At 65.7% G+C, this 21,791-nt stretch carries 20 protein-coding genes, 1 tRNA gene and 1 pseudogene; 10 read left to right on the plus strand and 12 right to left on the minus strand.

The genetic code is table 11. From position 1 onward, the window contains the following. The first annotated feature begins 67 nt into the window (after window positions 1-67). From KRR38_RS21800 to ppa, 3 genes are all read left to right on the plus strand, one after another. Window positions 68-2,029, plus strand: a complete 1,962-nt coding sequence (locus KRR38_RS21800; protein ID WP_217405474.1) for a M61 family metallopeptidase — start codon at window positions 68-70, stop codon at window positions 2,027-2,029. Continuing rightward, window positions 2,026-2,691 carry a DUF1345 domain-containing protein gene (locus tag KRR38_RS21805; RefSeq protein ID WP_217405476.1) on the plus strand — a complete coding sequence of 222 codons (666 nt, stop codon included), beginning with the start codon at window positions 2,026-2,028 and terminating at the stop codon, window positions 2,689-2,691. The genes KRR38_RS21800 and KRR38_RS21805 overlap by 4 nt, the downstream gene beginning before the upstream one ends. 81 nt (window positions 2,692-2,772) lie before the next feature. Further along, on the plus strand, window positions 2,773-3,312 hold the full coding sequence (gene ppa, locus KRR38_RS21810) for an inorganic diphosphatase (protein ID WP_217405479.1): 540 nt from the start codon (window positions 2,773-2,775) through the stop codon (window positions 3,310-3,312). A gap of 110 nt (window positions 3,313-3,422) precedes the next feature. Here ppa and KRR38_RS21815 read toward each other — a convergent pair. Then, window positions 3,423-4,766 (minus strand): annotated as a pseudogene (locus KRR38_RS21815) (TldD/PmbA family protein); the annotation flags it as partial. A 108-nt stretch (window positions 4,767-4,874) separates the two neighbouring features. Continuing rightward, entirely contained in the window at window positions 4,875-5,270 is a 396-nt protein-coding gene (locus KRR38_RS21820; RefSeq protein ID WP_254514921.1) for a hypothetical protein, read from the minus strand. Between the two features lie 179 nt (window positions 5,271-5,449). Here KRR38_RS21820 and lptB point away from each other — a divergent pair, with 179 nt between their 5' ends. The 3 genes from lptB (at window position 5,450) to KRR38_RS21835 (ending at window position 8,657) form a co-directional block, all read left to right on the plus strand. Next, window positions 5,450-6,238 carry an LPS export ABC transporter ATP-binding protein gene (gene lptB / locus KRR38_RS21825; protein WP_375293467.1) on the plus strand — a complete coding sequence of 263 codons (789 nt, stop codon included), beginning with the start codon at window positions 5,450-5,452 and terminating at the stop codon, window positions 6,236-6,238. A gap of 40 nt (window positions 6,239-6,278) precedes the next feature. Further along, complete coding sequence (rpoN, locus tag KRR38_RS21830; protein ID WP_217405486.1) at window positions 6,279-7,790, plus strand: RNA polymerase factor sigma-54; 1,512 nt, start codon at window positions 6,279-6,281, stop codon at window positions 7,788-7,790. A gap of 210 nt (window positions 7,791-8,000) precedes the next feature. Continuing rightward, window positions 8,001-8,657 (plus strand): energy transducer TonB, encoded by a 657-nt coding sequence (locus KRR38_RS21835; protein ID WP_217405488.1) that lies wholly within the window; start codon window positions 8,001-8,003, stop codon window positions 8,655-8,657. Between the two features lie 88 nt (window positions 8,658-8,745). Here the strand turns inward: KRR38_RS21835 and KRR38_RS21840 are convergent, their stop codons facing one another. After that, the gene (locus KRR38_RS21840; protein WP_217405490.1) at window positions 8,746-10,551 is read right to left on the minus strand and encodes a methyl-accepting chemotaxis protein; all 1,806 of its coding nucleotides are present in this window, start codon (window positions 10,549-10,551) and stop codon (window positions 8,746-8,748) included. 226 nt (window positions 10,552-10,777) lie between these two features. On the opposite strand from KRR38_RS21840, the gene KRR38_RS21845 reads away from it, so the two are divergent. Together KRR38_RS21845 and KRR38_RS21850 are read left to right on the plus strand one after the other, a co-directional pair. After that, window positions 10,778-11,116: a hypothetical protein gene (locus tag KRR38_RS21845; RefSeq protein WP_217405492.1), complete on the plus strand. Its 339-nt coding sequence runs from the start codon at window positions 10,778-10,780 to the stop codon at window positions 11,114-11,116. Window positions 11,117-11,307: 191 nt separating this feature from the next. After that, entirely contained in the window at window positions 11,308-13,818 is a 2,511-nt protein-coding gene (locus KRR38_RS21850) for an ATP-binding protein (RefSeq protein ID WP_217405494.1), read from the plus strand. Between the two features lie 111 nt (window positions 13,819-13,929). Here the strand turns inward: KRR38_RS21850 and KRR38_RS37470 are convergent, their stop codons facing one another. The 7 genes from KRR38_RS37470 to KRR38_RS21885 all read right to left on the minus strand — a co-directional run bounded on the left by KRR38_RS37470 (window position 13,930) and on the right by KRR38_RS21885 (window position 19,763). Next, a complete protein-coding gene (locus KRR38_RS37470) occupies window positions 13,930-15,213 on the minus strand; it encodes a cytochrome P450 (protein WP_217405496.1) in 1,284 nt (427 codons plus the stop codon). Window positions 15,214-15,388: 175 nt separating this feature from the next. Beyond that, window positions 15,389-16,084 carry a spermidine synthase gene (locus tag KRR38_RS21860; protein WP_217405499.1) on the minus strand — a complete coding sequence of 232 codons (696 nt, stop codon included), beginning with the start codon at window positions 16,082-16,084 and terminating at the stop codon, window positions 15,389-15,391. A gap of 23 nt (window positions 16,085-16,107) precedes the next feature. After that, window positions 16,108-16,437, minus strand: coding sequence for a DUF6481 family protein (locus KRR38_RS21865; protein WP_217405501.1), 330 nt, complete (start codon window positions 16,435-16,437; stop codon window positions 16,108-16,110). 105 nt (window positions 16,438-16,542) lie between these two features. After that, the gene (locus tag KRR38_RS21870) at window positions 16,543-17,244 is read right to left on the minus strand and encodes a hypothetical protein (protein ID WP_217405503.1); all 702 of its coding nucleotides are present in this window, start codon (window positions 17,242-17,244) and stop codon (window positions 16,543-16,545) included. Then, window positions 17,162-17,590, minus strand: coding sequence for a hypothetical protein (locus KRR38_RS21875; protein WP_217405505.1), 429 nt, complete (start codon window positions 17,588-17,590; stop codon window positions 17,162-17,164). Before KRR38_RS21875 ends, KRR38_RS21870 begins: the two co-directional genes overlap by 83 nt. Window positions 17,591-17,686: 96 nt before the next feature. Further along, window positions 17,687-18,730 carry a rod shape-determining protein gene (locus KRR38_RS21880; protein ID WP_217405508.1) on the minus strand — a complete coding sequence of 348 codons (1,044 nt, stop codon included), beginning with the start codon at window positions 18,728-18,730 and terminating at the stop codon, window positions 17,687-17,689. Between the two features lie 142 nt (window positions 18,731-18,872). Beyond that, the gene (locus tag KRR38_RS21885) at window positions 18,873-19,763 is read right to left on the minus strand and encodes a LysR family transcriptional regulator (RefSeq protein ID WP_217405510.1); all 891 of its coding nucleotides are present in this window, start codon (window positions 19,761-19,763) and stop codon (window positions 18,873-18,875) included. Between the two features lie 109 nt (window positions 19,764-19,872). Here KRR38_RS21885 and KRR38_RS21890 point away from each other — a divergent pair, with 109 nt between their 5' ends. Together KRR38_RS21890 and KRR38_RS21895 are read left to right on the plus strand one after the other, a co-directional pair. Next, window positions 19,873-20,571: a pirin family protein gene (locus tag KRR38_RS21890; protein WP_217405512.1), complete on the plus strand. Its 699-nt coding sequence runs from the start codon at window positions 19,873-19,875 to the stop codon at window positions 20,569-20,571. A 78-nt stretch (window positions 20,572-20,649) separates the two neighbouring features. Beyond that, window positions 20,650-21,228 (plus strand): nitroreductase family protein, encoded by a 579-nt coding sequence (locus KRR38_RS21895; RefSeq protein ID WP_217405515.1) that lies wholly within the window; start codon window positions 20,650-20,652, stop codon window positions 21,226-21,228. A 71-nt stretch (window positions 21,229-21,299) separates the two neighbouring features. On the opposite strand, the gene KRR38_RS21900 is transcribed toward KRR38_RS21895, so the two are convergent. Together KRR38_RS21900 and KRR38_RS21905 are read right to left on the minus strand one after the other, a co-directional pair. Continuing rightward, window positions 21,300-21,373: transfer RNA gene (locus KRR38_RS21900), tRNA-Cys, on the minus strand. 66 nt (window positions 21,374-21,439) lie between these two features. Further along, window positions 21,440-21,748, minus strand: a complete 309-nt coding sequence (locus KRR38_RS21905) for a PilZ domain-containing protein (protein ID WP_217405517.1) — start codon at window positions 21,746-21,748, stop codon at window positions 21,440-21,442. Window positions 21,749-21,791: the final 43 nt, after the last annotated feature.

Genomic DNA, 21,791 nt, shown 5'->3' on the forward strand with positions numbered 1-21,791 from the left:
CATTGCGCTTCGGGGAAAAGAGCCAGGCTTCCTTGCCCGAACGCCCCGATGCCGCCAAGATCGCGCGATGAAGAGCCTAATAATTGCCGCAGCGCGGACGACCGCGCTTTTCCTGCCCACTATCGCCGCCGCCCAAGGGACGGTACCCAGCGCGCCCCCTGGTGCTCCCATGGCCGCGCCGATCACGCAGAGCGTGCCCGATCCGGTAGATGCGCCTTACCCCGGTGGGACGATCCGGCTCGACATCGACGCCAGCGATACGCAGCGCGGCGCCTACCGCGTCACCGAGTCGATCCCGCTTACCCCCGGCGCCAAAAAGCTGACGCTGCTGTTCCCGCAATGGCTGCCCGGCAACCACGGCCCGCGCGGGCCGCTGGCCGAGCTGGTCGACGTCCGCTTCTTCGCCGACGGCAAGCCCCTGACCTGGCAGCGCGATCCGGTCGAGGTCTATGCCTTCCATGTCGACCTTCCTGTCGGCGCGCGCGAACTGGTCGCCAAATTCATCCACACCTCACCGCTGCAGACCTCGGAAGGGCGCATCACGATGACGCCCGAGATGCTCAACCTCCAGTGGGAGAAGATGAGCCTCTATCCCGCCGGGCATTACGTCCGCCGCATCCGCATCAAGCCGGCGGTGACTTTCCCTAAGGGTTGGACCGCGGCCACGGCGCTCGACGGCGCGCAGGCGTCGGGCGACAAAGTCACCTGGGCCGAGACCGACTACGAGACGCTGGTCGATTCGCCAATCTTCGCCGGCGTCAATTTCCGCAAGTGGACTCTGGGGCACGACGTCACGCTCAACGTGGTGGCCGACGAGCCCGAACTGCTCGCCGTCTCGCCCGAGAACCTCGCCAAGTTCTCGTCGCTGGTCGACGAGGCGCTGGCGGTGTTCGGCAAGCCGGCTTTCGACCACTACGAATTCCTCCTCGCACTGACCGACCGGATGGGCGGCATCGGCCTCGAACACCTGCGTTCGAGCGAGAACCAGATGGAGCCGAAGAACTTCATCGACTGGGAGGGGATGGACTGGGACCGCAACGTCCTGCCGCACGAATTCACCCACAGCTGGAACGGCAAGTACCGCCGCCCGGCACGGCTCTGGACGCCCGACTACCGCCAGCCGATGCAGGACGACCTGCTCTGGGTCTACGAGGGCCAGACGCAGTTCTGGGGCTTCGTCCTCGCCGCCCGCTCGGGCCTGCAGACCAGGGAGACGGTGCTCGGCATGCTGGCGACCCAGGCCGGCGGTTACAGCGAGCAGCCGGGACGCGCCTGGCGCTCGGTCGAGGATACCACGCTCGATCCGGTCTTCGCGGCGCGCAAGCCCAAGCCCTACGGCTCGCTGGCGCGCAGCGAGGACTACTACAACGAAGGCGCACTGATCTGGCTGGAGGCCGACCAGGTGATCCGCAGCGGCACCGGCGGGCGCAAGGGGCTCGACGACTTCGCGCGCTCGTTCTTCTCCTACGCCGGCGGTGGCCACAGCTCGGCGACCTACGAGTTCGCTGACGTCGTGGCGGCATTGAATGCGGTCTATCCCTATGATTGGGCGACATTCCTGCACACGCGCATCGAGGGCACGGGCCAGCCCGCCCCGGTCGCCGGCATCGAGCGCGCCGGCTATCGCCTGGTCTGGCGCGACGCGCCCAATCCTTTCGACAAGGCGCGGATGGACGATGCCAAGAACCTCAGTCTCTATCACTCGCTTGGCGTGACGATCGACCGCGAGGGCACAGTCACCAGCACGCGCTGGGACAGCCCGGCGTTCAACGCGGGCGTGGTCAACGGCGCCAAGATCGTCGCGGTGAACGGCCGCGCCTATGACGGCGAGAAGCTGCAGCAGGCGATCACCGCGGCCAAGGGCGGGAGCAAGCCGATCGAGCTGTTGATCAAGCGCGGCGACAAGTTCTTCACCGTGCCGGTCGGTTACTATGGCGGCCTGCGCTGGCCGTGGCTCGAACGCGCGGGCAAGAGCACTGCGCCGCTCGACCAGTTGCTTGCCCCGCGTCGCAGTACGGCACTGAAATGACCGCGCGTCGGCCTACGGTGGGCAACCGGCTCGCGCCGGCGCGGTTCATCGGTTTCCTCGTGGTGCTGGTCGGCGGCTATCTGGTGTCGCATTGGCTGCTGGGGAACAGCGATTGGAAGGACGCCGTGGCGCTGGCGTTCGACCTCGCCGCGGTCTGCTTCCTGATCTCGCTGGTGCCTCTGCTCAAGCACGGCACCACCGCGGTCATGCGGCTTCATGCCGAGGAAAACGACGCAAATCGGCTGATGGTGCTGGTGATCACCTCGCTGCTGACGCTGGTCGTCATGGTGGCGGTCAGCGGCGAACTCGACCGCGTCAACAAGGGCGACCTGCTGTCGGCGGCCAAGCTGGTCGCGACGCTGCTGCTGATCTGGCTTTTCGCCAATTCGGTCTATGCCTTGCACTATGCCCACGCGTTCTACTCGCACGATCCCAAAACCGGCGGTGACAGCGCTGGAATAGACTTCCCCGGCACCAAGACACCGTCCTATTCGGACTTCGCCTATTTCGCCTTCACCCTGGGCATGACCTTCCAGACTTCGGACGTGGAAATCAGCGCGCCGGCGATCCGCCAGGTGGCGCTGCTGCACAGCTTCGCCGCCTTCATCTTCAACATCGGCGTAATCGCCTTCACCATCAATGTGCTGGGCGGAAGTGGCTGATCCGCGAGGATCAAGAAAACTCCTGCATGACTGACGCAGGTTCCTGTTGCGGCGCAGCATGGTCACGGCTAGGGGCGCGGCATGCGTATCGACCTGATCCCCGTTGGCGACAATCCGCCCGAGAGCCTGAACGTCATCATCGAAGTGCCAGTCGGCGGCGAACCCGTGAAATACGAGTTCGACAAGGCCTCCGGCGCGCTGTTCGTCGACCGGATCCTGCACACGCCGATGCGCTATCCGGCCAACTACGGCTTCATCCCGCATACGCTCTCGCCCGATGGCGATCCGCTCGACGCGTTGGTCATCGCGCGCTCGCCCTTCGTCCCAGGCTGCGTCGTGCGCGCCCGTCCGATCGCGGTGCTAAACCTGGAAGACGAAGCCGGCGGTGACGAAAAGCTGGTCTGCGTGCCCGACGACAAGACCTTCCCCTATTATTCCGACGTCGCCGAGAAGGACGACCTGCCCGGCATCGTCATGGAGCAGATCGAGCACTTCTTCACGCACTACAAGGATCTCGAGAAGACCAAGTGGGTGCGCATCGGCAAGTGGGGCGGTGCCGAAGATGCCCGCCGCGTCACGATCGAGGCGATCGAGCGCGCCAAGGAAGCCAAGGGCAAGTAACCCTCGTCTAGCGCCTGTGCTTCGACAAGTTCAGCATGAGCGGATGCTGTTTGAAGCCAAGCCCCGCTCAGCCTGAGCTTGTCGAAGGCCAAGCGCGGCGTTGGCCTCAATCCCCCCGCGATGATCATCCCGTCGATTCGGATCGTGGGCACGTTGATCGGGCGGAACCACTCCAGGTCATTGGCCGGCGTCAGCGCCGCATACATGTCGATGAGATTGCCGGCGATGGTGAACTCTGCCACCGGACCGGCGCGCTGGCCGTCGACGATGCGGAAGCCCGAGGCGCCGCGGCTATAGTCGCCGGTCACGCCGTTGACCCCTTGGCCGATCAGTTCGGTGATATAGACCCCATCCTTGATGTCGGCCATCAGCGCCTCGGGGCTCGCGCTGCCCGCGGCGAGGTGCAAGTTGCTCACCGACACGCCCGGCGCGCCGCCGTGCCCGCGCGAGGCGTGGCCGGTAGGCTGCATGTCGAGCTGGCGGGCCGAGGCGCTTTCCAGCAGCCAGCCGGCGATCCGCCCGGCTTCGACGAGGTTGCGCGCAGTGGTCGCCAGGCCCTCGCCATCGAACGGACGCGACCGAAGGCCGCGGGGGCGGTGCGGATCCTCGACGATGGAGACGCCGCTGTCGAGCAGCTGCTCGCCCAGCCGGTCGAGCAGGAAGCTGGCGCGCCGCGCGATCGAGGAGCCGGCCATGGCACCGATCAGGTGGCTGACCAAGGTGCCGCCGACACGTGGATCGAACACCACGGGCATCGTCCCGCTCTTGAGCTTGCCGGGATTGAGCCGTGCTACCGCGCGTGAACCGGCCAGCTGGCCGATCTCGAGCGGCGTCGGCAGGTCTGCGCCGTGGCGAGCCGAGCGCCAGCCATAGTCGCGCTGCATGTCGGCGCCTTCGCCGGCGATGACGCTGGCGCTGAGGCCATGGCTGGTCGTGGCATAGGAGCCCGAGAAGCCGTGGCTGGTGGCAAGCGCGAACAGACCGCGACCCGAGCTGGCGCCGCCGCCTTCGGAATTGGTCACGCCGGGCACGGCGCGCGCCGCGTCCTCGGCCGCCTCGGCCATTTCGCGCAGCAGGCGAGGGCTCGGCTCGGCTGGGTCTTCCAGGTCGAGCGCGGGGTAGGGCCCCTTGGTCAGCAGCTCGGCGGGCGCGAGGCCGGCATAGGGATCCTCGGGCGCCGAGCGCGCCATGGCGACCGCGCGCGCCGCGAGCTCGTCGAGCGCGGCGTCGCCCATGTCGCTCGAACCGATCGAGGCCGAACGCGTGCCGATGAATACGCGCAGGCCGATGTGCTCGCTTTCCGAGCGCTCGACATCCTCGAGCTTGCCGAGCCGCACCTGGATGCTTTCGGAAGCGTCGGCCGAATAGACCGCGTCGCCGGCATCGGCACCGGCACGCCGCGCGCGTTCGAGCAGCGCCAGCGCGCGTTCCTGTGCGGCTTCAAGGCTGAGCATCCCAAAACTCCTACAGGCGCGCGAAAGAAGCGCGCAGGGCGGCTCTAGTCCCGGCTGGCAGGAAGGGCAATGTCAGGAAAGAAGAGGGATTTTTAGGCGAAAGCCAATTCAAGCAAAGGTGAAGGCGAGCAGCTTGAATACGCCGGTCAGCGCAAAAGGCAGGCCGATCGCCAGCAGCCACAGCGTGATCCGGTCGCGGCGGAAATAGCCGGCCATCGCGGGATCGTGAGCCTGGTCCTCGCTGAGGCGGTTCCAGCGACGTTCGAAGCGGCGGCAAGCGGGGATGATAGCGCCGACCAGCACGACCAGCGCCAAGTAAGGCAGCAACGAAGCGCCTTCGGACTTCAGCGCGCCCATGGTCACAAAGATCTGCAGAGCGGTATAGACGAGAAGCGCGTAAGCGATGTTGTCGCTCATCTTGCGGCGCCAATCGACAGCCTTGGCGTCCACGGGGCGGGTTGCCGCCTGTGGCGCGAGCCAACCACGCTGCCAGACTTTCGCCATTCAGAATCCTCTCATCGCTCTCCAACCGGCACTAGAACACCGAATCGCGGGGGGATCAAGCAACTTAACCACGGCGAGCGGCAGCCTGGCGGCTCGCCATGCACAAAACCTGCCAAACTGTCTAAACGACGCTTGCTCATCCTCGGTGCGCCGCTTACATCGCGCAAGGCATGACCGACATGACGCAGATCGCCCCGTCCGAGGACGCTCCTCACGCCGTTATCAGCGCGTCGCAGCCGATCCCGCAGGGTGGGCTGGAGGTCGTCTCGATCGCCAAGTCCTATGACAAGCGCGCGGTCCTGACCGACATCTCGCTTTCGGTGGGCCGCGGCGAAGTGCTCGGCCTGCTGGGCCCCAATGGCGCGGGCAAGACCACCTGCTTCTATTCGGTGATGGGGCTGGTGAAGCCCGATTCGGGCCGCATCCTGCTCGACGGCGTCGATATCACCAAGCTGCCGATGTACCGCCGCGCGATCCTGGGCCTCGGTTACCTGCCGCAGGAAACCTCGATCTTCCGCGGCATGACGGTCGAGCAGAACATCAATTGCGTGCTCGAACTGGTCGAGCCCGACAAGGCCCTCCGCGCGCAGGAGCTCGACCGGCTGCTCGACGAGTTCAGCCTGACCAAGCTGCGCACGAGCCAGGCCATGGCGCTTTCGGGCGGTGAGCGGCGGCGCTGCGAGATCGCCCGCGCGCTCGCGGCGAACCCCTCGATCATGCTGCTCGACGAGCCGTTCGCCGGCATCGACCCACTGTCGATCGCCGATATCCGTGACCTTGTGAAGGATCTCAGGAACCGCGGCATCGGCGTGCTGATCACCGATCACAACGTCCGCGAGACGCTCGACATCGTCGACCGTGCCTGCATCATCTATGGCGGCCAAGTGCTCTTCGCGGGCAGCCCCGAGGCGCTGGTCGCGGACGAGAACGTGCGCCGGCTCTATCTGGGCGAGGGTTTCACGCTGTGAGGTCCTGGCATTGACGGGGGCGCCGCGCGGCGATTGATCGATGGCTTTGGGGCCCCGCCTAGATCTACGCCAATCCCAGTCGCTGGTGATGACGCCGCAGCTTCAGCAGGCTATCAAGCTGCTGGCGCTGTCCAATCTCGAGATCGAGACCTTCATCGGCGAGGCGCTCGACGCCAATCCGCTGCTCGACATCACCGAGGCGGCGCCCGCCGCCCCCGGCGAGACCGTGGACATTCCCGAGGAGGCACGTCGCACCAGCCTCGAAAGCTCACCGGTCGACCAGCTGATCGGCGAGGGCAGGGGTGAGGACGACCGGCCGCTCGACATCGATACCAGCGCGCTCGACCGCGATCGTGACACCGGGGATAGCGACGGCGGTCGCGAAGGCGGCGATTGGGGCGGAGACCTGCGCTTCGCCGCGGCCGAACTGGGCCCCTCGATCGAGGAGCGCGCCGCGGGCGCCGAAACGCTGGCCGAACATCTCGAGGCGCAGATCGGCACGGCCACATCCAACGAACGCCTGGGCGCGATCACGCGCTACCTGATCGGCCAGCTCGACGAGGCCGGCTATCTGCCGGTCTCGCTGCGCGACATAGCCGAGGATCTCGGTCTGCCCCTGGCCGAGGCAGAGGCGGGGCTCGCGCTGCTGCATACGCTCGATCCCACTGGGGTCGGCGCTCGCTCGCTCGGCGAATGCATCGCGCTGCAGGCGCAGGAGGCGGATCGCCACGATCCGGCGATGGCGCGGCTCATCGAGAATCTCGACCTCGTCGCGCGCGGCGAATTCGCTCGGCTCAAGCGCATCTGCGGGGTCGATGACGAAGACTTCAGCGACATGCTGAACGAACTGCGCGGCTACGATCCCAAGCCCGGCCTGAAGTTCGGCGGTACGCCCGGCTCGGCGGTGACGCCCGATATCCTATTGACCGCACGCGCCGACGGCGGCTGGGACATTTCGCTCAACCAGGCGACCTTGCCGCGGCTGATCGTCAACCGCGCCTACTATGTCGAGCTGCGCGGCTCCTGTGCCGACAAGCCGTCGAAGGGCTGGCTTTCGGAAAAGTTGGCCGACGCAAACTGGCTGATCAAGGCGCTCGACCAGCGGCAGAAAACGATTCTCAAGGTTGCGGCAGAAATCGTCCGGCAGCAGGACGGCTTCTTCCGCCACGGCGTCTCGCAGCTCAAGCCGCTGACCTTGAGAGCGGTGGCTGAGACGATCGCCATGCACGAATCGACGGTCAGCCGCGTCACTTCGAACAAGTATCTCCAGTGCGAGCGCGGCATCTTTGAACTCAAGTACTTCTTCACTTCGGGCGTCGCCGGGGTGGACGGCGAGGGCGCGGTCTCGGCCGAGGCGGTCAAGGCCGCGATCCGCTCGCTGATCGACGCCGAGGACGCCAAGGGGATCCTGTCCGACGACGCACTGGTCGACCTGCTGCGCGCCAAGGGCTTCGACCTCGCCCGGCGCACCGTGGCGAAATACCGTGAGGCGATCGGCCTGGGCAGTTCGGTGCAGCGCCGCCGGCAGAAGGCGCTCGCCGCGGTGCGCTGAAGCCGGCGCGGCTGTCCTGCCGGGTCTGTCATCTTCGGTTGCTAAACTATATTAGCAAATACTAAACATGTTTATTAAGTGCTTGGCAGTTTTGTACTTGCACTACTTAGTATAAAAACGTTTTCAAATGAAAGTATCTTGGTAAATTGAAGGCCTCAACCACGCTGCCTCAGTATTGTCCCCCTGGGGCGGTAATAAGAGGGGAGTGCCATGGCCTATATAGACCAAAGGAGTGGAAGAAATCAGCGCATTGCGGCGATGACCGTCGTGGCCGTTCTTCAAGGCGCGGTGATCGTCGCGCTGATCAACGGGCTCGCCGTCCATTGGCGCCCCGGACCGCCGCCGACCCGTACCGAAGGAGAGCAGATCAATCTTGACCCGATTCCGACACCGCCGCTGCCGCCCAAACCTCCGATCGACCAGAAGAAGCCGATCGACCAGCCGCAACCGAGGGTGCCCTTGGGCGAAAGCACGGATCGCCCCCTGCCGCCGGTTTCGATACCGTCCGATCCAATTCCGACGCAGACCTACGATCCACCGCCATTGCTGCCCAAGCCCCCAGTGTTCGAGGTGCGTGCGCCCAAACCGAAGAACGCCCCGGGAAGCTGGGCGACGCCCAACGACTACCCATCGCGCGACCTGCGCGAAGGCAACCAGGGCGTGACGGGTTTCGCGCTGACAGTCGGCGCGGACGGGCACGTGCAATCATGCACGGTCACCGCCAGCAGCGGCTTCCCCGGGCTCGACAAGGCGACCTGCGACAACGTCTCGCGTCGCGCGCGCTTCGAGCCGGCGACCGACAGCAGCGGCAATCGCACCGTCGGGACTTACAGCAGCCGCATTCGCTGGCAAATTCCGCAGGGCTGACCAGCCCCCTACCGGTCGGTCCCTGAACGGAGTCGGCATCCTCCCGCGTCCAACGAGCGGGAGGATGCCGATCTTTTTCAACCTGACTTTAGAACGCGTCCCAATCTCCGGACGAAGCGCCGGTATCGAGTGCGACGTTGCCGATCACGGCGGAAGCCGGCGCTTTGGCGGCCCTGGGCATCGGCACGACCTTGGCCTCGCCGGTCTTGAACTGCGTTACCAGCTCGGCAAGCTGGCCGGCCTCGTCGGCCAGGCTTCGCGCAGCCGCGGTCGATTCCTCGACCATCGCCGCGTTCTGCTGGGTCATGCGGTCCATGTCGCTGACCGAGGCGTTGACCTGCTGCAGGTGCGAGGCCTGGGCATCGGTGGTCGAGGCGATCTCGTCGAACATCCGGTCGATCCGGCCGACGCGGCCCGCGATCTGGCCGAGCAGTTCGCCGGTCTCCGAAACCAGCTTCGCGCCCGCGCCGACGTGCTCGGTACTGTTCGAGATCAGCGCCTTGATGTCGTTCGCGGCGTTGGCGCTGCGCTGGGCAAGCGCGCGGACCTCGTTGGCGACGACCGCGAAGCCCTTGCCCGATTCGCCCGCACGCGCGGCTTCGACGCCGGCATTGAGCGCCAGGAGGTTGGTCTGGAAGGCAATGGCGTCGATGACGTCGACGATCTGGGTAATCTGCTCCGCGGACTTCTCGATCTCCGCCATCGCCGCGACCGTGCGCCCGACGACGGTCTCGCCGTCATGCGCCTGGCTGTTGGCCTGGGCGATCGAAGTGCGAATCTCGCGGGTCTTGGTGGCGGCTTCGCTGGCGCCTGAGGTGACCTGGTTCATCGCCGCCGCCGTCTCTTCGAGGCTGGCGGCCTGGTGCTCGTTGCGGCGGGCGAGGTCGTCCGAAGCCGAGCGGATTTCGGATGCGCCCGACGAGACGCTGTTCGCAGAGCGGGTGACCTGTTGCATCACCTGCGCCAGCTCGGCGACGGTGCGGTTGTAGGCTTGCCGCAGAGGCTCGTATTCGGGTGCCAGCTGCTGGTTCATGCGATGGGTCAGATCGCCGTCGGCAAGCCTGGCCAGCGCTGACGACAGACCGGCCACCACCGCGTCCTGCTTCGCGGCGCTTTCGCGCTGCTTGATGCCGGCGTCGCGGAACACCTCGATCGCGTTAGCCATCATGCCGATCTCGTCGCGCCGGCCGAGACCTTCGGGCGTGCGGCTATAGTCGCCGCCGGCCATGAGCTGCATCATCTGGGCGGTCTGGCCCAGCGGAGCGACGACGCGGCGACGGATGAACCGGCCGGCGAAATAGATCGCCGCCAGGATCAGCAGCGCCAGGGCCAGGGCCGCGGCCAGCGCCATTTCGACGATCCAGCTGCTGCGGGCTTGCATCTCGGCGCGGTACTTGTTCGACATCTCGACGAGCCGTTGGGTCTCGGCGCGCTGGGTACTGTAGATCTGGGTGAGTTCCCCGTCTCGAACCGCGGCCATCGTGTCGGTATCGTGCCGGCGGGCGGCGGGCATGAAGTGGGTGTCGATCGCGTTCCAGAACCGATCGGCAGACTTGATCGTCGCATCGATCTGCGGCCGCAGTTCCTCGGGCACCGTCGCCTGGGCCCAATAGGCCTTGCGCGAGAGGAAGTCGTCGCGTGCAGCCTGGAGGCGCCTGAGCGCATCGGCGTTGGTACCACCGCTGTCCTTGACCGCCTCTGTCAGCATGAAGGGTTCGACGACGAACAACGGCGGCGGCAGAACATCCGCCAGCAGTTCGTCCTGTAGCGCGCTTTCATGTTGGAGCGGCCCGCCGAAACGGATCTGGCCGACCACAAGTGCAGCGATGACGATCGCCACGGAGATGAGCGCGATGAGGCCGATAGCGCCGCGGCGTGCCTGGGTTTCGAGCATGGGAGTCCTGTCGGAATCGAACCGGATTGGATGGACCTATTCCTGCACGAAAAGGGTTAAGGCGACGGGAAGGAGCACCCTCGTCAATACCCGATAGGATGCTAAGGAAAGCGTTACAGCCTGCCTGTTTCAGGCACTTCGATAGCTCGGGCCGGGGCTGACGTCTTGGCCGCGCTAAGAACTGGTTAACCATAGTTAGCTAATAAAGCGGGCGGAGGTTCTTTCGATGTACGCAAGCAAGCACGAGATCATCTCGGCCGGTTTCTCGGAAGCGGTGAAGATGAAATCCGCGGTGGCCAATGCCGCCGCCGATGCCAACGTGACGATGAACGTCCGCCAGTTCGGCAGGCTTGCGGGCCTGCTCGAAAGCCTGTGCGAGACCGCGCTCGGCGAAGTCGGCGGCGGCATGGGCGATCCGCGATACTGGGTGCCGCTCGAAGAATATGCCAAGCTCAAGCGCGAATACCAGCAGCTGAGCGCCCAAAGCGCACCCTTCGATCTGCGGCTGAGCGGCTGGGAACCCGCGTCGCCGGATACAGTTTCCACGTCACGATCGCTGATGTAGCGCTGCGAGCCGGTTGGCCGCATTCACCGCTAGGCCTTCGGGGCTTGAGTGGGCTCAAATGCTAAATGTTTGTCGCCCTCTGGGTCTTGAGGGGCGCCGCTCCTCACACCATAGCAAGCACGCGCGGTTTTGAGAGGTCCGTCGGCGGGGTGATTCGGCAAGATCGTATCGGAAATCCCGCGGCCTCGCGGATGGACTGGCGCGGTCTTGGGTTGATCGCCGGGCTGGCGCTCGCCGTGTTCCTTGTGTCCGCGTTCTGCCTCGCTCTTCCGCGCGACGCCTATGGCAACATACAGATCTGGTACACCAACGGTCTCGCCTTCGCCGCCTTGCTGCGCACGCCTGAAAGGCGTTGGCCCGGGCTGATCGCGGCGAGCATGCTCGGCATCGTCGCCGCGGCAGTGCTTTACGGTGCGAGCTGGGGCGAAATCGCCCTCTGGACAATCAGCAGTGCCCTGCAGTTCACCCTGACCGCCTATGTCCTGCGCCGACGGCGGGGTCCCGACCTCGATCTCACGACCTCGCGGAACATTCTCGCTCTGGCTGCCGTCAGCTGCCTCGTCGCGGTCGCCATGGTCATAGTGCTGGCGGGCTCGGCGGAAGCGCTCGGGCTGTCCTTTGCGCCCGGCGTGGAACCGATCATTCTGGGGTGCCTGACGACTTGCCTGTCCATGCTGGCACTCGGCGTGCCGGTGCTGTCGCTGACTTCGCGGCTGGGCTGGAAAAACCATTGGTTGGATAGCCGGGGCATCGCTCTGTTGCTCCTGCTCCTCGCGCTCGAGATCGTCATCCTGTGCCTGACGTTCGGTCCTTGGACGATACCCGGCGTCTTCGTAGTCATGCCGGTCCTGATGTTGATCGCCTGGCTCTACGGACTGCAGGGCGCCGGATTGGCCAACCTGCTGCTCACCGTGATTGTCGCCGGCTTCACCTATCAGCGGATCGGCGCCGAGAGCATCCTCACCCGGGCAGGCTACGCCTCGTTCAGCGGGGCGCTCTATGTGGCGACGTTCTTCTGCGTCTGTCAGCTAATCAGTCTGCCGCTGGCCATCGCGCGCGCGCGCCAGATCCGCCTGACCGAAGATCTGGCGGCGGCCTTGTCCGCGGCCGAGCAGCGCGCGATTCGGCTCGAACAGAGCGAGCAGGCCGCCAAGCGGTCCGAAGCCAGCGCCGTTCGCGCCCGCGAACGGCTGCGCAGCATCATCGAGACTTCGACCGACATCATCTGTACGCTCGACGCCGAGGGGCGGTTTCTCGAAATCAGCGAGAATTGCGAAGAGCTCTGGGGAATTTCACGTGAGGCCCTGCTCGGGCGGCCCTTCTTCGAGGTGATCGTTCCGGAGGAGCGGGAACTGGCGGTCCAGTTCTACGACATTACCCCTACCACGCTGGCGAAACGAACCATACGCACCAATCACGCGCTGCCCGATGGCTCAATCATGCCGATGTCCTGGGCCGCGACCTGGCTCGAGGACGAGCAGATCGCCCATTGTGTCGGCCGCGACATGTCCGAGTACAACGCGATGGAAGCCCGCTTCCACCAGGCCCAGCGCATGGAGGCGATCGGCCAGCTGACTGGCGGCGTCGCCCACGACTTCAACAATCTGCTGACCGTCGTGCTAGGCAGCTGCGAGGCGGTGTCGCTCGAACTCGACGATCCGCTGCTCGAGCAGCACATGGAAATGGCTCTGGAGGCCGGCGAGAAATGCGCCGAGCTCACCCGCCAGCTTCTCGCCTTCGCCCGGCGCCAGACTCTGACGCCGCAAGCCTTCGACCTCAACGAGCGGATCACCGCAGCCGCGCCATTGATCATGCGGACGCTGGGCTCGGACCTCGAATTTTCCATCCGCACCTCGCGCGATCTGCGCCGCGCCTTCGCCGATCCGCTGCAAACCGAAACGGCCATTCTCAATCTTTGCCTGAATGCGCGCGACGCGATGCCGCAAGGCGGCCGGCTGCTGATCGAGACCTCGAATGCCACGCTCAGCGAAACCTACGCCAAGCGTAACCCCGACGTGCGGGCCGGTAACTACGTCATGATCACGGTCAGCGACACCGGCCTGGGCATCGCGCCCGAGATCATCCAGCGGATATTCGATCCCTTCTTCACGACCAAGGATATCGGCAGCGGCACTGGTCTCGGGCTTTCGATGGTCCATGGCTTCGTCAATCAGTCCAACGGCCACATCAAGGTGACGTCGAAGCCGGGCAAGGGTGCGAAATTCCAGCTCTACCTGCCGGTTGCTCCCCAGCACGAGATGGCGGTCGTCCGGCCGGACATTGAGGCGCAGGCCATGCGCTACGGTCAGGAGAACGTACTGCTGGTCGAGGACCACCCGCTCGTTCGCGATCATCTCCACGGCAAGCTCAAGAGCCTGGGCTACCTGGTGACCGTTGCCAGCAGCGCCGCCGACGCACTGGCGATTCTGGAACGGCGCGACGACATCGACCTGCTGCTGACCGACGTGGTCATGCCGGGCGGCATGGGCGGGCTGGAGCTCGGTCAGCTGGCCGCCAGACGCTGGCCGCAGATTCGCATTCTCTACACCTCTGGCTATGCGCCGGACACGCTGACCAAGGGCGGACGCCTGCTCGACGGCGCGGCGCTGCTGCCCAAGCCCTACACCAAGAGCGAACTGGCGCGGAAGGTCAGGTCGGTTCTGGACGAGGACAGCCCGGCTACAAGCGATTTTTTTCGTTAGGCGGGAACTAACCCTGAGCCCGGAGCGTATAGGAATTACTGTCGCCGCCTACCCTCCCTGGGTACCGGTAGATCCGGCACCGAAAGCCGGCGGCGACAGGCCCTCCCTTTTTCAGTTCAACCGCACGCGCAGGTGATTGACGCCGCGCGCGACCAGGCCGCCGATGATGCTGGTCGACTCGCCGCTGTCGTCGAGGCGCATTTTCGGAAAACGATCGAGCAGCGCGTTGATTGCCGCGGTCATTTCCGCCGCGGCGACGAAACGGCCGAGGCAGGTGTGCGGGCCGGCAGCGAAGCCGACGTGCCGTTTGGCCGGCCGGTGCAGGTCGTAGTCGTCGGGCCGCTCCCACCGATCCGGATCGCGGTTGGCCGCGCCGAGGCAGCAGTCGATGATCGCGCCTTCGGGGATCTCGTGCCCGTCGAGCACGGTGTCGCTCATCGCCATGCGATAGAACAGCGGGTCCGTGCAGTTCCAGCGAACCGACTCCTCGATCGCCTGCGGCATAAGCGAGCGGTCGGCGCGCAGCGCTTCGAGCTGGTCGCGGTTGCTGAGCAGCGCGAACAGCGTGATGCCGAGCTGGCGGAAGGTCGTGCCGCCGCCCGCGAGGAGCAGCAGGCGGGAGAACGAAAGGATGGCCTCGTCGTCGAGATGCGAGGCCTGGCCTGCCGCATCGGTGAAGGGCGCGTCGATCATGCGCGAGATCAGGTCGTCGCGCCGCTCGGCCCGCCGTTCGGCGATCGCCCCCAGCAGCACCTGCCGCACCTTCTCGTGGGCCACTGCGCGCGCTGCTTCGGGCAGCACGGGGGCCATCGAGGTTAGCAGACTATCGCGAAACTCCAGGGCTTCGTTCGAATCCAGGCCATAGGCGGCGGTCACCGTGTGCATCGGCAGGCGGCCGCAAAGCTGCGGGACGAGATCGACCGCGCCCTGGCCTTCGATGCCGTCGAGCAGGATCTGCACGAAAGGCTCGATCCACATCTCGGTCCACCAGCCCATCGCCTGGTCGCGCGTCATCATCGGCTGCACCGCGGCGCGATAGCGGGCATGCTCGTTGCCGATCATCGTCAGCACGGTGTGCCCGATGTTCTTCATGACGCTGTCTTGCTCCTGGTAATGCGCCGAGGAGAACTTGTCGGCTTCGACCAGGGCTTTGCTGCAGGCGTTGAACGACAGCGCGGTAAAGTGCTTGCGTTGGGGAGAGGTGTGATCGGGCCGGCCAGTCAATTCCATCATCAGACTGCCGGCGAAAACCGATCCCTGCGATCGCAGGCGGGCGAAATCGGGATAGGGATCGGGGATCATGACGCCGCCGGAGTGTTCGATCTCCTTCTCGACGTTGAACATTTCCTTGTAGCGCGGATCGTCGCTGGTCAGTGCGCTGGATTTTGCCGTCACCTTAACATCTCCCATGCGGCGCTAGCTATCGCGCCTGTGACACAGACTATGTCATAAAAATTCGCAATTTCGATCATTAATTCGCCAATGATAGTTGGCCGAGATGGATCCAAGCGCGGGATCGCATCCCTGCGAGGTCGGCCAGGCACTTCTTCGAGAGCGCCCCTCTAGCGGGCTAGGCTGCGGCCTTGGCGGGCGCTGCCGCTTTCCGGGCGAACCAGATGACATGCTGCGCACCCTTGCCGTTGGGACGCGAGCGGACGCGGACCTCGTCCACTGCGAAGCCTGCCTTCTCCAGTCGCTTGGTGAAGTTGTCGTCGGGCTCGGCCGACCAGATCGCGAGAATGCCGCCGGCACGCAGCGCGTCCTTGGCGTTGAGCAGGCCGTTGTTCGAATAGAGACAGTCGTTGACCCGACGCACGAGCCCGTCGGGGCCGTTGTCGACGTCGAGCAGGATCGCGTCGTAGGCGTCGCGTGCCGAATCGATCAGCATGGCGACATCGTCGTTGACCAGCACCACGCGCGGATCTTCAAGGCAGCCGGCGGTCAGCGCTTCCATCGGCCCGCGCGCCCACTCGATGATCTCGGGGACGATCTCGGCGACGGTCAGCGTCGCATCGGCGGTCAGGGTCTTGAGCGCCGCGCGCAGCGTGAAGCCCATGCCGTAGCCGCCGATCAGCCATTCGGAACCCGTCCTGAGGCCGAGCCGCTCGGAGGTCATCGTCGCGAGCGCTTCCTCCGAATTGCTCACGCGCGTGTTCATCAGCTCGTTGCGTTCGAGCAGGATGGTGTATTCGTCGCCGCGGCGCATCAGCCGCAGCTCGACGCCGTCGGGCACCTGGGCGGTGCCAACCAGTTCAGCTGCGATCATGATGCGTTCCCCCGGCAGAGCCGTTATCTCTTGCGGGCCTTGCGCGCGGCATAGCGCGCGTCGCGGGCGGCCTTGCGTTCGGCCTCGGTCAGCTCGGGCTTGACCTCGGCTACCTTGGCGGCCTCCGCTTCGGCCTTGGCCAACTTGGCGGCCGCCCTGGCTTCGCGCTCGGCCTGCATGGCCTTGCGTTTTTCGGCCAGTGCAGCTTCGCGTTCGGCCGCCTTGGCGGCGCGCTGGGCCTCTAGTTCGGGGTCGACCGCCGGCTTTGCCTGCAGTTTTGCGAGGGCCTTTGCCCGCGCTGCGGCGGCTGCCGCCGTCCGGTCCTGAAAGCCCGGTTCCTTGTATCCTGCCATCAATTCTTACTCGGTTTCCTTGATCATCGATTGCCGCCGATCGCACAGGTCGGGACCGGCAGGGCCGCCCTTAGCACGAGGAAACGACAGCGGCATAGTGCGGTGTCAGGCGATTATCGTAGTCTGCTCGGGCCGGGCCGACCGTTCGATCATGCCATAGGCGGTTTGGCCGTCCCAGGTGTAACGCACGCCGCTCTGCTGGAGATCCAGGCCCCACATCTCCTTGCTGCTGACGCGGCAGGTGGCGAGCGTCGTCAAGCCTTCGATCCGCGTCACGCCGAGCTCGGAATGGAGCTCAACCGAAACGTCGTCGCCCGAGGCACCGAATTGGCGGAGCCAGGGCATCGCCTTCGCCTTGGCGGGGTACATCTGGCCGTCCTGCCAGATGAAGCCCTCGTTCCACGGCTCGAAGCCGTCGTCGTGCGGCGGATAGGCAAGGTAGCCGAAGGCGCGGCCATCGGGGAAGACCGCGGTCTGCCAGCAGTGGCCGCGCAGGAACAGTCCATCAGTGCGCACCGAGCGGCGCTTCACCCGCATGCCGCTGGCGCTGAAATCACGCCGCTGGCCGTCGACGTCGAACCAGCCCTTGCCCTTGAACAGCTGCTCGATGCGCCAGCCGAGGCCCACCGAAAGTCCGTCGCGCTGCTCGCCCTTGCCGCGCTTGAAGAAGGCTTCGGGCGAATTATCCTGGATATAGGCGGGGACCACCATCTCCAGCTCGATCTCATAGCGCAGCGGGATACGGGGGAAAGCCTTGCGTCTGCCCGGCGAGCTGGTTGCCGATGTGGGTGTCGCTGACCTCGCCATCGAAGCCCACCTGCCAGCGGCGGAAGGGTTCGAGGCAGCGGAAGGTGAGGGGACCTGCGCCGAGCACCGCGGGTTGGCCATTCCCGTCACGCACCGGGTGCATCGCGCCCGCACCCATGTCCGAGAGCACGCGGCCGTCGGCGAACGCGAAATTGGCCTGGTAGCGGCGGTTTTCCCAGCTCACCGGCTCGGCCTCGACGCCGTTGCGCGGGATGCCGAAGCGTCCTTCGTCGTCGAAAATCCAGAACGAGGTGCCCTCGCGCTCCCAGGCGCAGGCGCTCGGCTGCTCGAAGAAGTAGTCATCCTCGAGCCGCAGCCCGCCGGTCATTTCGGTGCTCGAATCCATGGCATTGCTCTCCGCGCTTTTGCGGACAGGCTAACGTGCCGACGAACGATAACAATCGCCAAATTCGCAATAGTGATTGTTTGTTCGCGCTATGGGTCAAGTCGCGTGCAGCACGCAGTGATAGGATGCGTCCTCGAGCGCGCGACCGGCGCCCAGCGCGACGCAGTCGAGCGGGTTTTCGGCCACGCGCACGGGCAGTCCCGTTTCGCGGGCCAGCACGGCATCGATTTCGGCCAGTAGCGAGCCACCGCCGGTCATGATGATGCCCGCGTCGATGATGTCGGCGGCAATCTCGGGGGCGGTGCTTTCGAGTGCGGTACGGACGATCTCGATGATCTGGCCGAGCGGCTCGGCGAGGGCATCGAGCACTTCGGCTTGGCTGAGCGTGATCTCGCGCGGTACGCCGCGGGTGATGTCGCGGCCCTTGATCTGGGTGCTGACGGCCTTCTTGCTCTTCTCGATCCGCGCAGTGCCGATCTCCTTCTTCACCCGCTCGGCCGTGGCTTCGCCGATCATCAGGTTGTGCGTGCGGCGGACGTGCGAGGAGATCGCGTCGTCCATCTTGTCACCGCCGACACGCACCGAGGTGCTCAAGGTCATGCCACCGATCGAGATCACGCCGACTTCGGTCGTGCCGCCGCCGATATCGACCACCATCGAGCCCACCGGATGGGTGACGGGCAGGTCGGCGCCGATCGCTGCGGCCATGGGCTCGTCGATCAGCCAGACCTTGCGTGCGCCGGCATTGGAAGCGGCATCACGGATCGCGCGGCGTTCGACCTGGGTCGAGCCCGAGGGAACGCAGATGACGATTTCGGGCCCGCCGCGCATCTTGCCGCGATTGCCCTGCGCCTTGCGGATGAAGTGCTTGATCATCTGCTCGGCCACTTCGAGGTCGGAAATGACGCCATTGCGCAGCGGGCGGATGGTCTTGATGTTGTCGGGCGTCTTGCCGAGCATGAGCTTGGCGTCGGCTCCGACCGCGAGCACGCGTTCGATGCCATTGATGGTCTGGAGTGCGACCACCGAGGGCTCGGCGAGAATGACGCCCTCGTCCTTGACGTAAACGACAGTGTTGGCGGTCCCCAGGTCGATCGCAAGATCGCATGGGGAAAGGGAAAACCGATTGAACAAGGACATGCCTGTTGGAACTCGCGACCGAATGTATTTGCCCCCGACCCGCACCAAGGGGGAGGGCGGGAAAGCTGCAAGCGCCCCGCGCCCGGGGGAGGGCGGCACGCGACGAGCGGAGGAACTGTCGCCGAAGCGTGAGGGCCTGGCGCTAGAGCGCGTCCTGGAAGGCCGAGATCATCCAGGATGCGGCTGGTCCGGGAATTCGGTCCCGACGCCATAACGCGCTTAACTGGAACTCGAAATGTGGGCCTTCCGGCACGGCCAATTGGACCAGCGTTCCCCTGGCCAGATCCTCCTCGATCATGTGCCGCGGCATGTTGCCCCAGCCGAGGCCCTCGCGAAGCAAGACGTGCTTGGCGCCGAGGTCGGCGAGCCGCCACGAGCGCGGGCTCGTCACAGAAAAGTCGCGGCCTTCGGTCAGCGGCGAGCGGTCGGACAGGACGAGTTGCAGGTGCCGGCGCGCTTCGCCGGGCGGGATCGGCTGCATCTGTGCCAGCGGATGCGATGGGGCGGCAACCGGGATCAGTTCGACCGCGCCGACCACCTGGCGTTCGACTTCGGGGCAGTCGGCCGCGACCGGGCCGCCGATGGCGAGGTCGGCTTGGCCATCGATCACCAGCGCCGCCACCGCGCCGAGCGCCTCGACATGGAGCCGCAGCGGCACCGAGGGGAACATGCGCTGGAATTCGCGCAGGATGCGGGCGAGGGCATCGCCGGGAACCATAACATCGACCGCCAGAGACAGCTCGGATTCGAGGCCCTGCTGTAGGCTGCGCACCTTGGCGATCAGCGCATCGACATCGTCGGCGACGGCACGCGCCTCGGCCAGCAAGGCTTTCCCGGCGTCGGTGAGCTGGGGCTTGCGCGAACCCTCGCGCGCGAACAGCGCGACGCCAAGCTGCGTTTCCAGGTTGGAGATCGCGTAGCTTACCACCGAGATTGCCCGGCCGAGCCGCTGCGCCGCACGGTTGAAGCTGCCTTCCTCGGCGACGGTCAGGAAGATGCGGAGCTGGTCGATGCTCGGCTGGGCGACGTCCATACTATTCGACTTTCTCGAACATAATGGCGTGTTTTATCCCAATTCCTTCGCAGGGTCGCAAGGCCTATCTCGGCTTCAACACGTTCACTCCTACAGACGGAGACAACAGATGATCGAAGTCCGCCCCTTCAACAGCCTCGGCGCCGCCAACCACGGATGGCTCGATGCTCACCACCACTTCTCCTTCGGCGACTACCACGAGCCGGGCCGCACCAACTGGGGCCGCCTGCGCGTCTGGAACGACGATACGATCGCGCCGAAGACGGGCTTCCCGGCCCACCCGCATCGCGACATGGAAATCATCACCTATGTCCGCAAGGGTGCGATCACCCACAAGGACAGCCTCGGCAACGAAGGCCGCACCGAAGCGGGCGACGTCCAGGTGATGAGCGCCGGCAGCGGCATCCAGCACGCCGAATATAACCTCGAGGACGAGGAAACGACGCTGTTCCAGATCTGGATCCTGCCCGACGGGCGCGGCGGCGAGCCCAGCTGGGGCGCGCAACCCTTCCCCAAGGGCGACCGTTCCGGCCGTTTCGTGACGTTGGCCTCGGGCATCGAGGGTGACGAGGGCGCGCTGCCGATCCGCAGCAATGCCCGTGTCGTCGGCGCGACGATCAAGGCCGGCGACAGCGTGACCTACCCGCTGACGCCCGACCGCCACACCTACCTCGTCCCCGCCACCGGCCGCATCACGGTCGGCGACAAGGAAGCCAATGCCCGCGACGGCGTCGCCGTGACGGGTCTCGACAGCATCACTCTGACTGCCATCGAGGATAGCGAGATCGTCCTCGTCGACGCCGCCTGATCCTCCCCCCGGGCCCCTCCCCAGACCCTCCCCCGCCGGGGAGGGGCCACTCCCTCTTTTCTTCAAAGGAACTCCGCCATGACCACCCGCACCGCCCATCCCAAGGTCCACCAGCTCTTTCTCGACCGCTGGTCGCCTCGTGCTTTCGACGAGAGCGCGATCTCCGATGAAGACCTCGAAGCGATCTTTGCCGCCGCCGGCCTCGCGCCTTCGGCTTTCAACTACCAGCCGTGGAAATTCCTCTATGCCCGCCGCGGTGATGAGAACTGGGAGCGTTTCCTGTCGCTGCTGATCCCGTTCAACCAGATGTGGGCCAAGGACGCGGCGGCGCTGGTGTTCATCGTCTCCGATACCAAGAAGCGCGATGGCGAGGAGCATAGCGACTTCTACAGCCACAGCTTCGACGCCGGCGCAGCCTGGGCGCAGATGGCGCTTCAGGCGACGCTGCTCGGCTACCACGCCCACGGCATGACCGGCCTGGAATTCGACAAGGCCCGCGCCGAGCTCGGCCTGCCCGATGACATCCGCCTCGAAGCGGCAGTGGCGATCGGCCGGCGCGATGCCCCCGAGCGCCTCCCCGAAGGCCTGCGTGGCGGCGAAGTGCCCAGCCCGCGCAAGCCGGTCGCCGAGATCGCTTTCGCCGGCAGCTACCGCTGACAGTTGATCGCTTGATGATGTAAGGAAGGAAACGGCCGGCGGCGCAAGCTGCCGGCCGGTCTCTGTTCCGCTGGAGGCCCGAGCCGGAATCGAACCGGCGTGCGCGGATTTGCAGTCCGCTACGTAACCACTCCGCCATCGGGCCTCGATCGCGGGAATGCGCCCCTATCAATCCCCGCGAGTGGGTGCAATCGGATTCGGGCCGGCTTACCTACGATCCGCGGTTGAACGCTCTTTGCAGGTGTTCGGCGACGGGGCCGTAGAGCGGCTTGTCGAACTCGATCCCCGCAAAGCCGCCGCGCGACCAGCGGACCACGCCGGGCAGGCTTTCGAAATTCTGCGGGCGGATGCGCAGCTTCAGCCCTTCGCCGAGCGACAGGGCCTTGGTGAAGATGCGGCAGCCCTCGGCGGTCAGATCGACGATCGTGACATCGCCTTGCCGGCCGGTATCGGTGCGGCAGACGGCAGGCATGGTAACGGGAGGCCGCGAAGTGCGGCGCTGATTGATGGCGCGACCCATTCGACCGACCCTAGATCGACCGCTGCGATCCGTCTGTTACCTT

Origin of the sequence: Novosphingobium sp. G106 (assembly GCF_019075875.1) — a bacterium.
Classification (GTDB): domain Bacteria; phylum Pseudomonadota; class Alphaproteobacteria; order Sphingomonadales; family Sphingomonadaceae; genus Novosphingobium.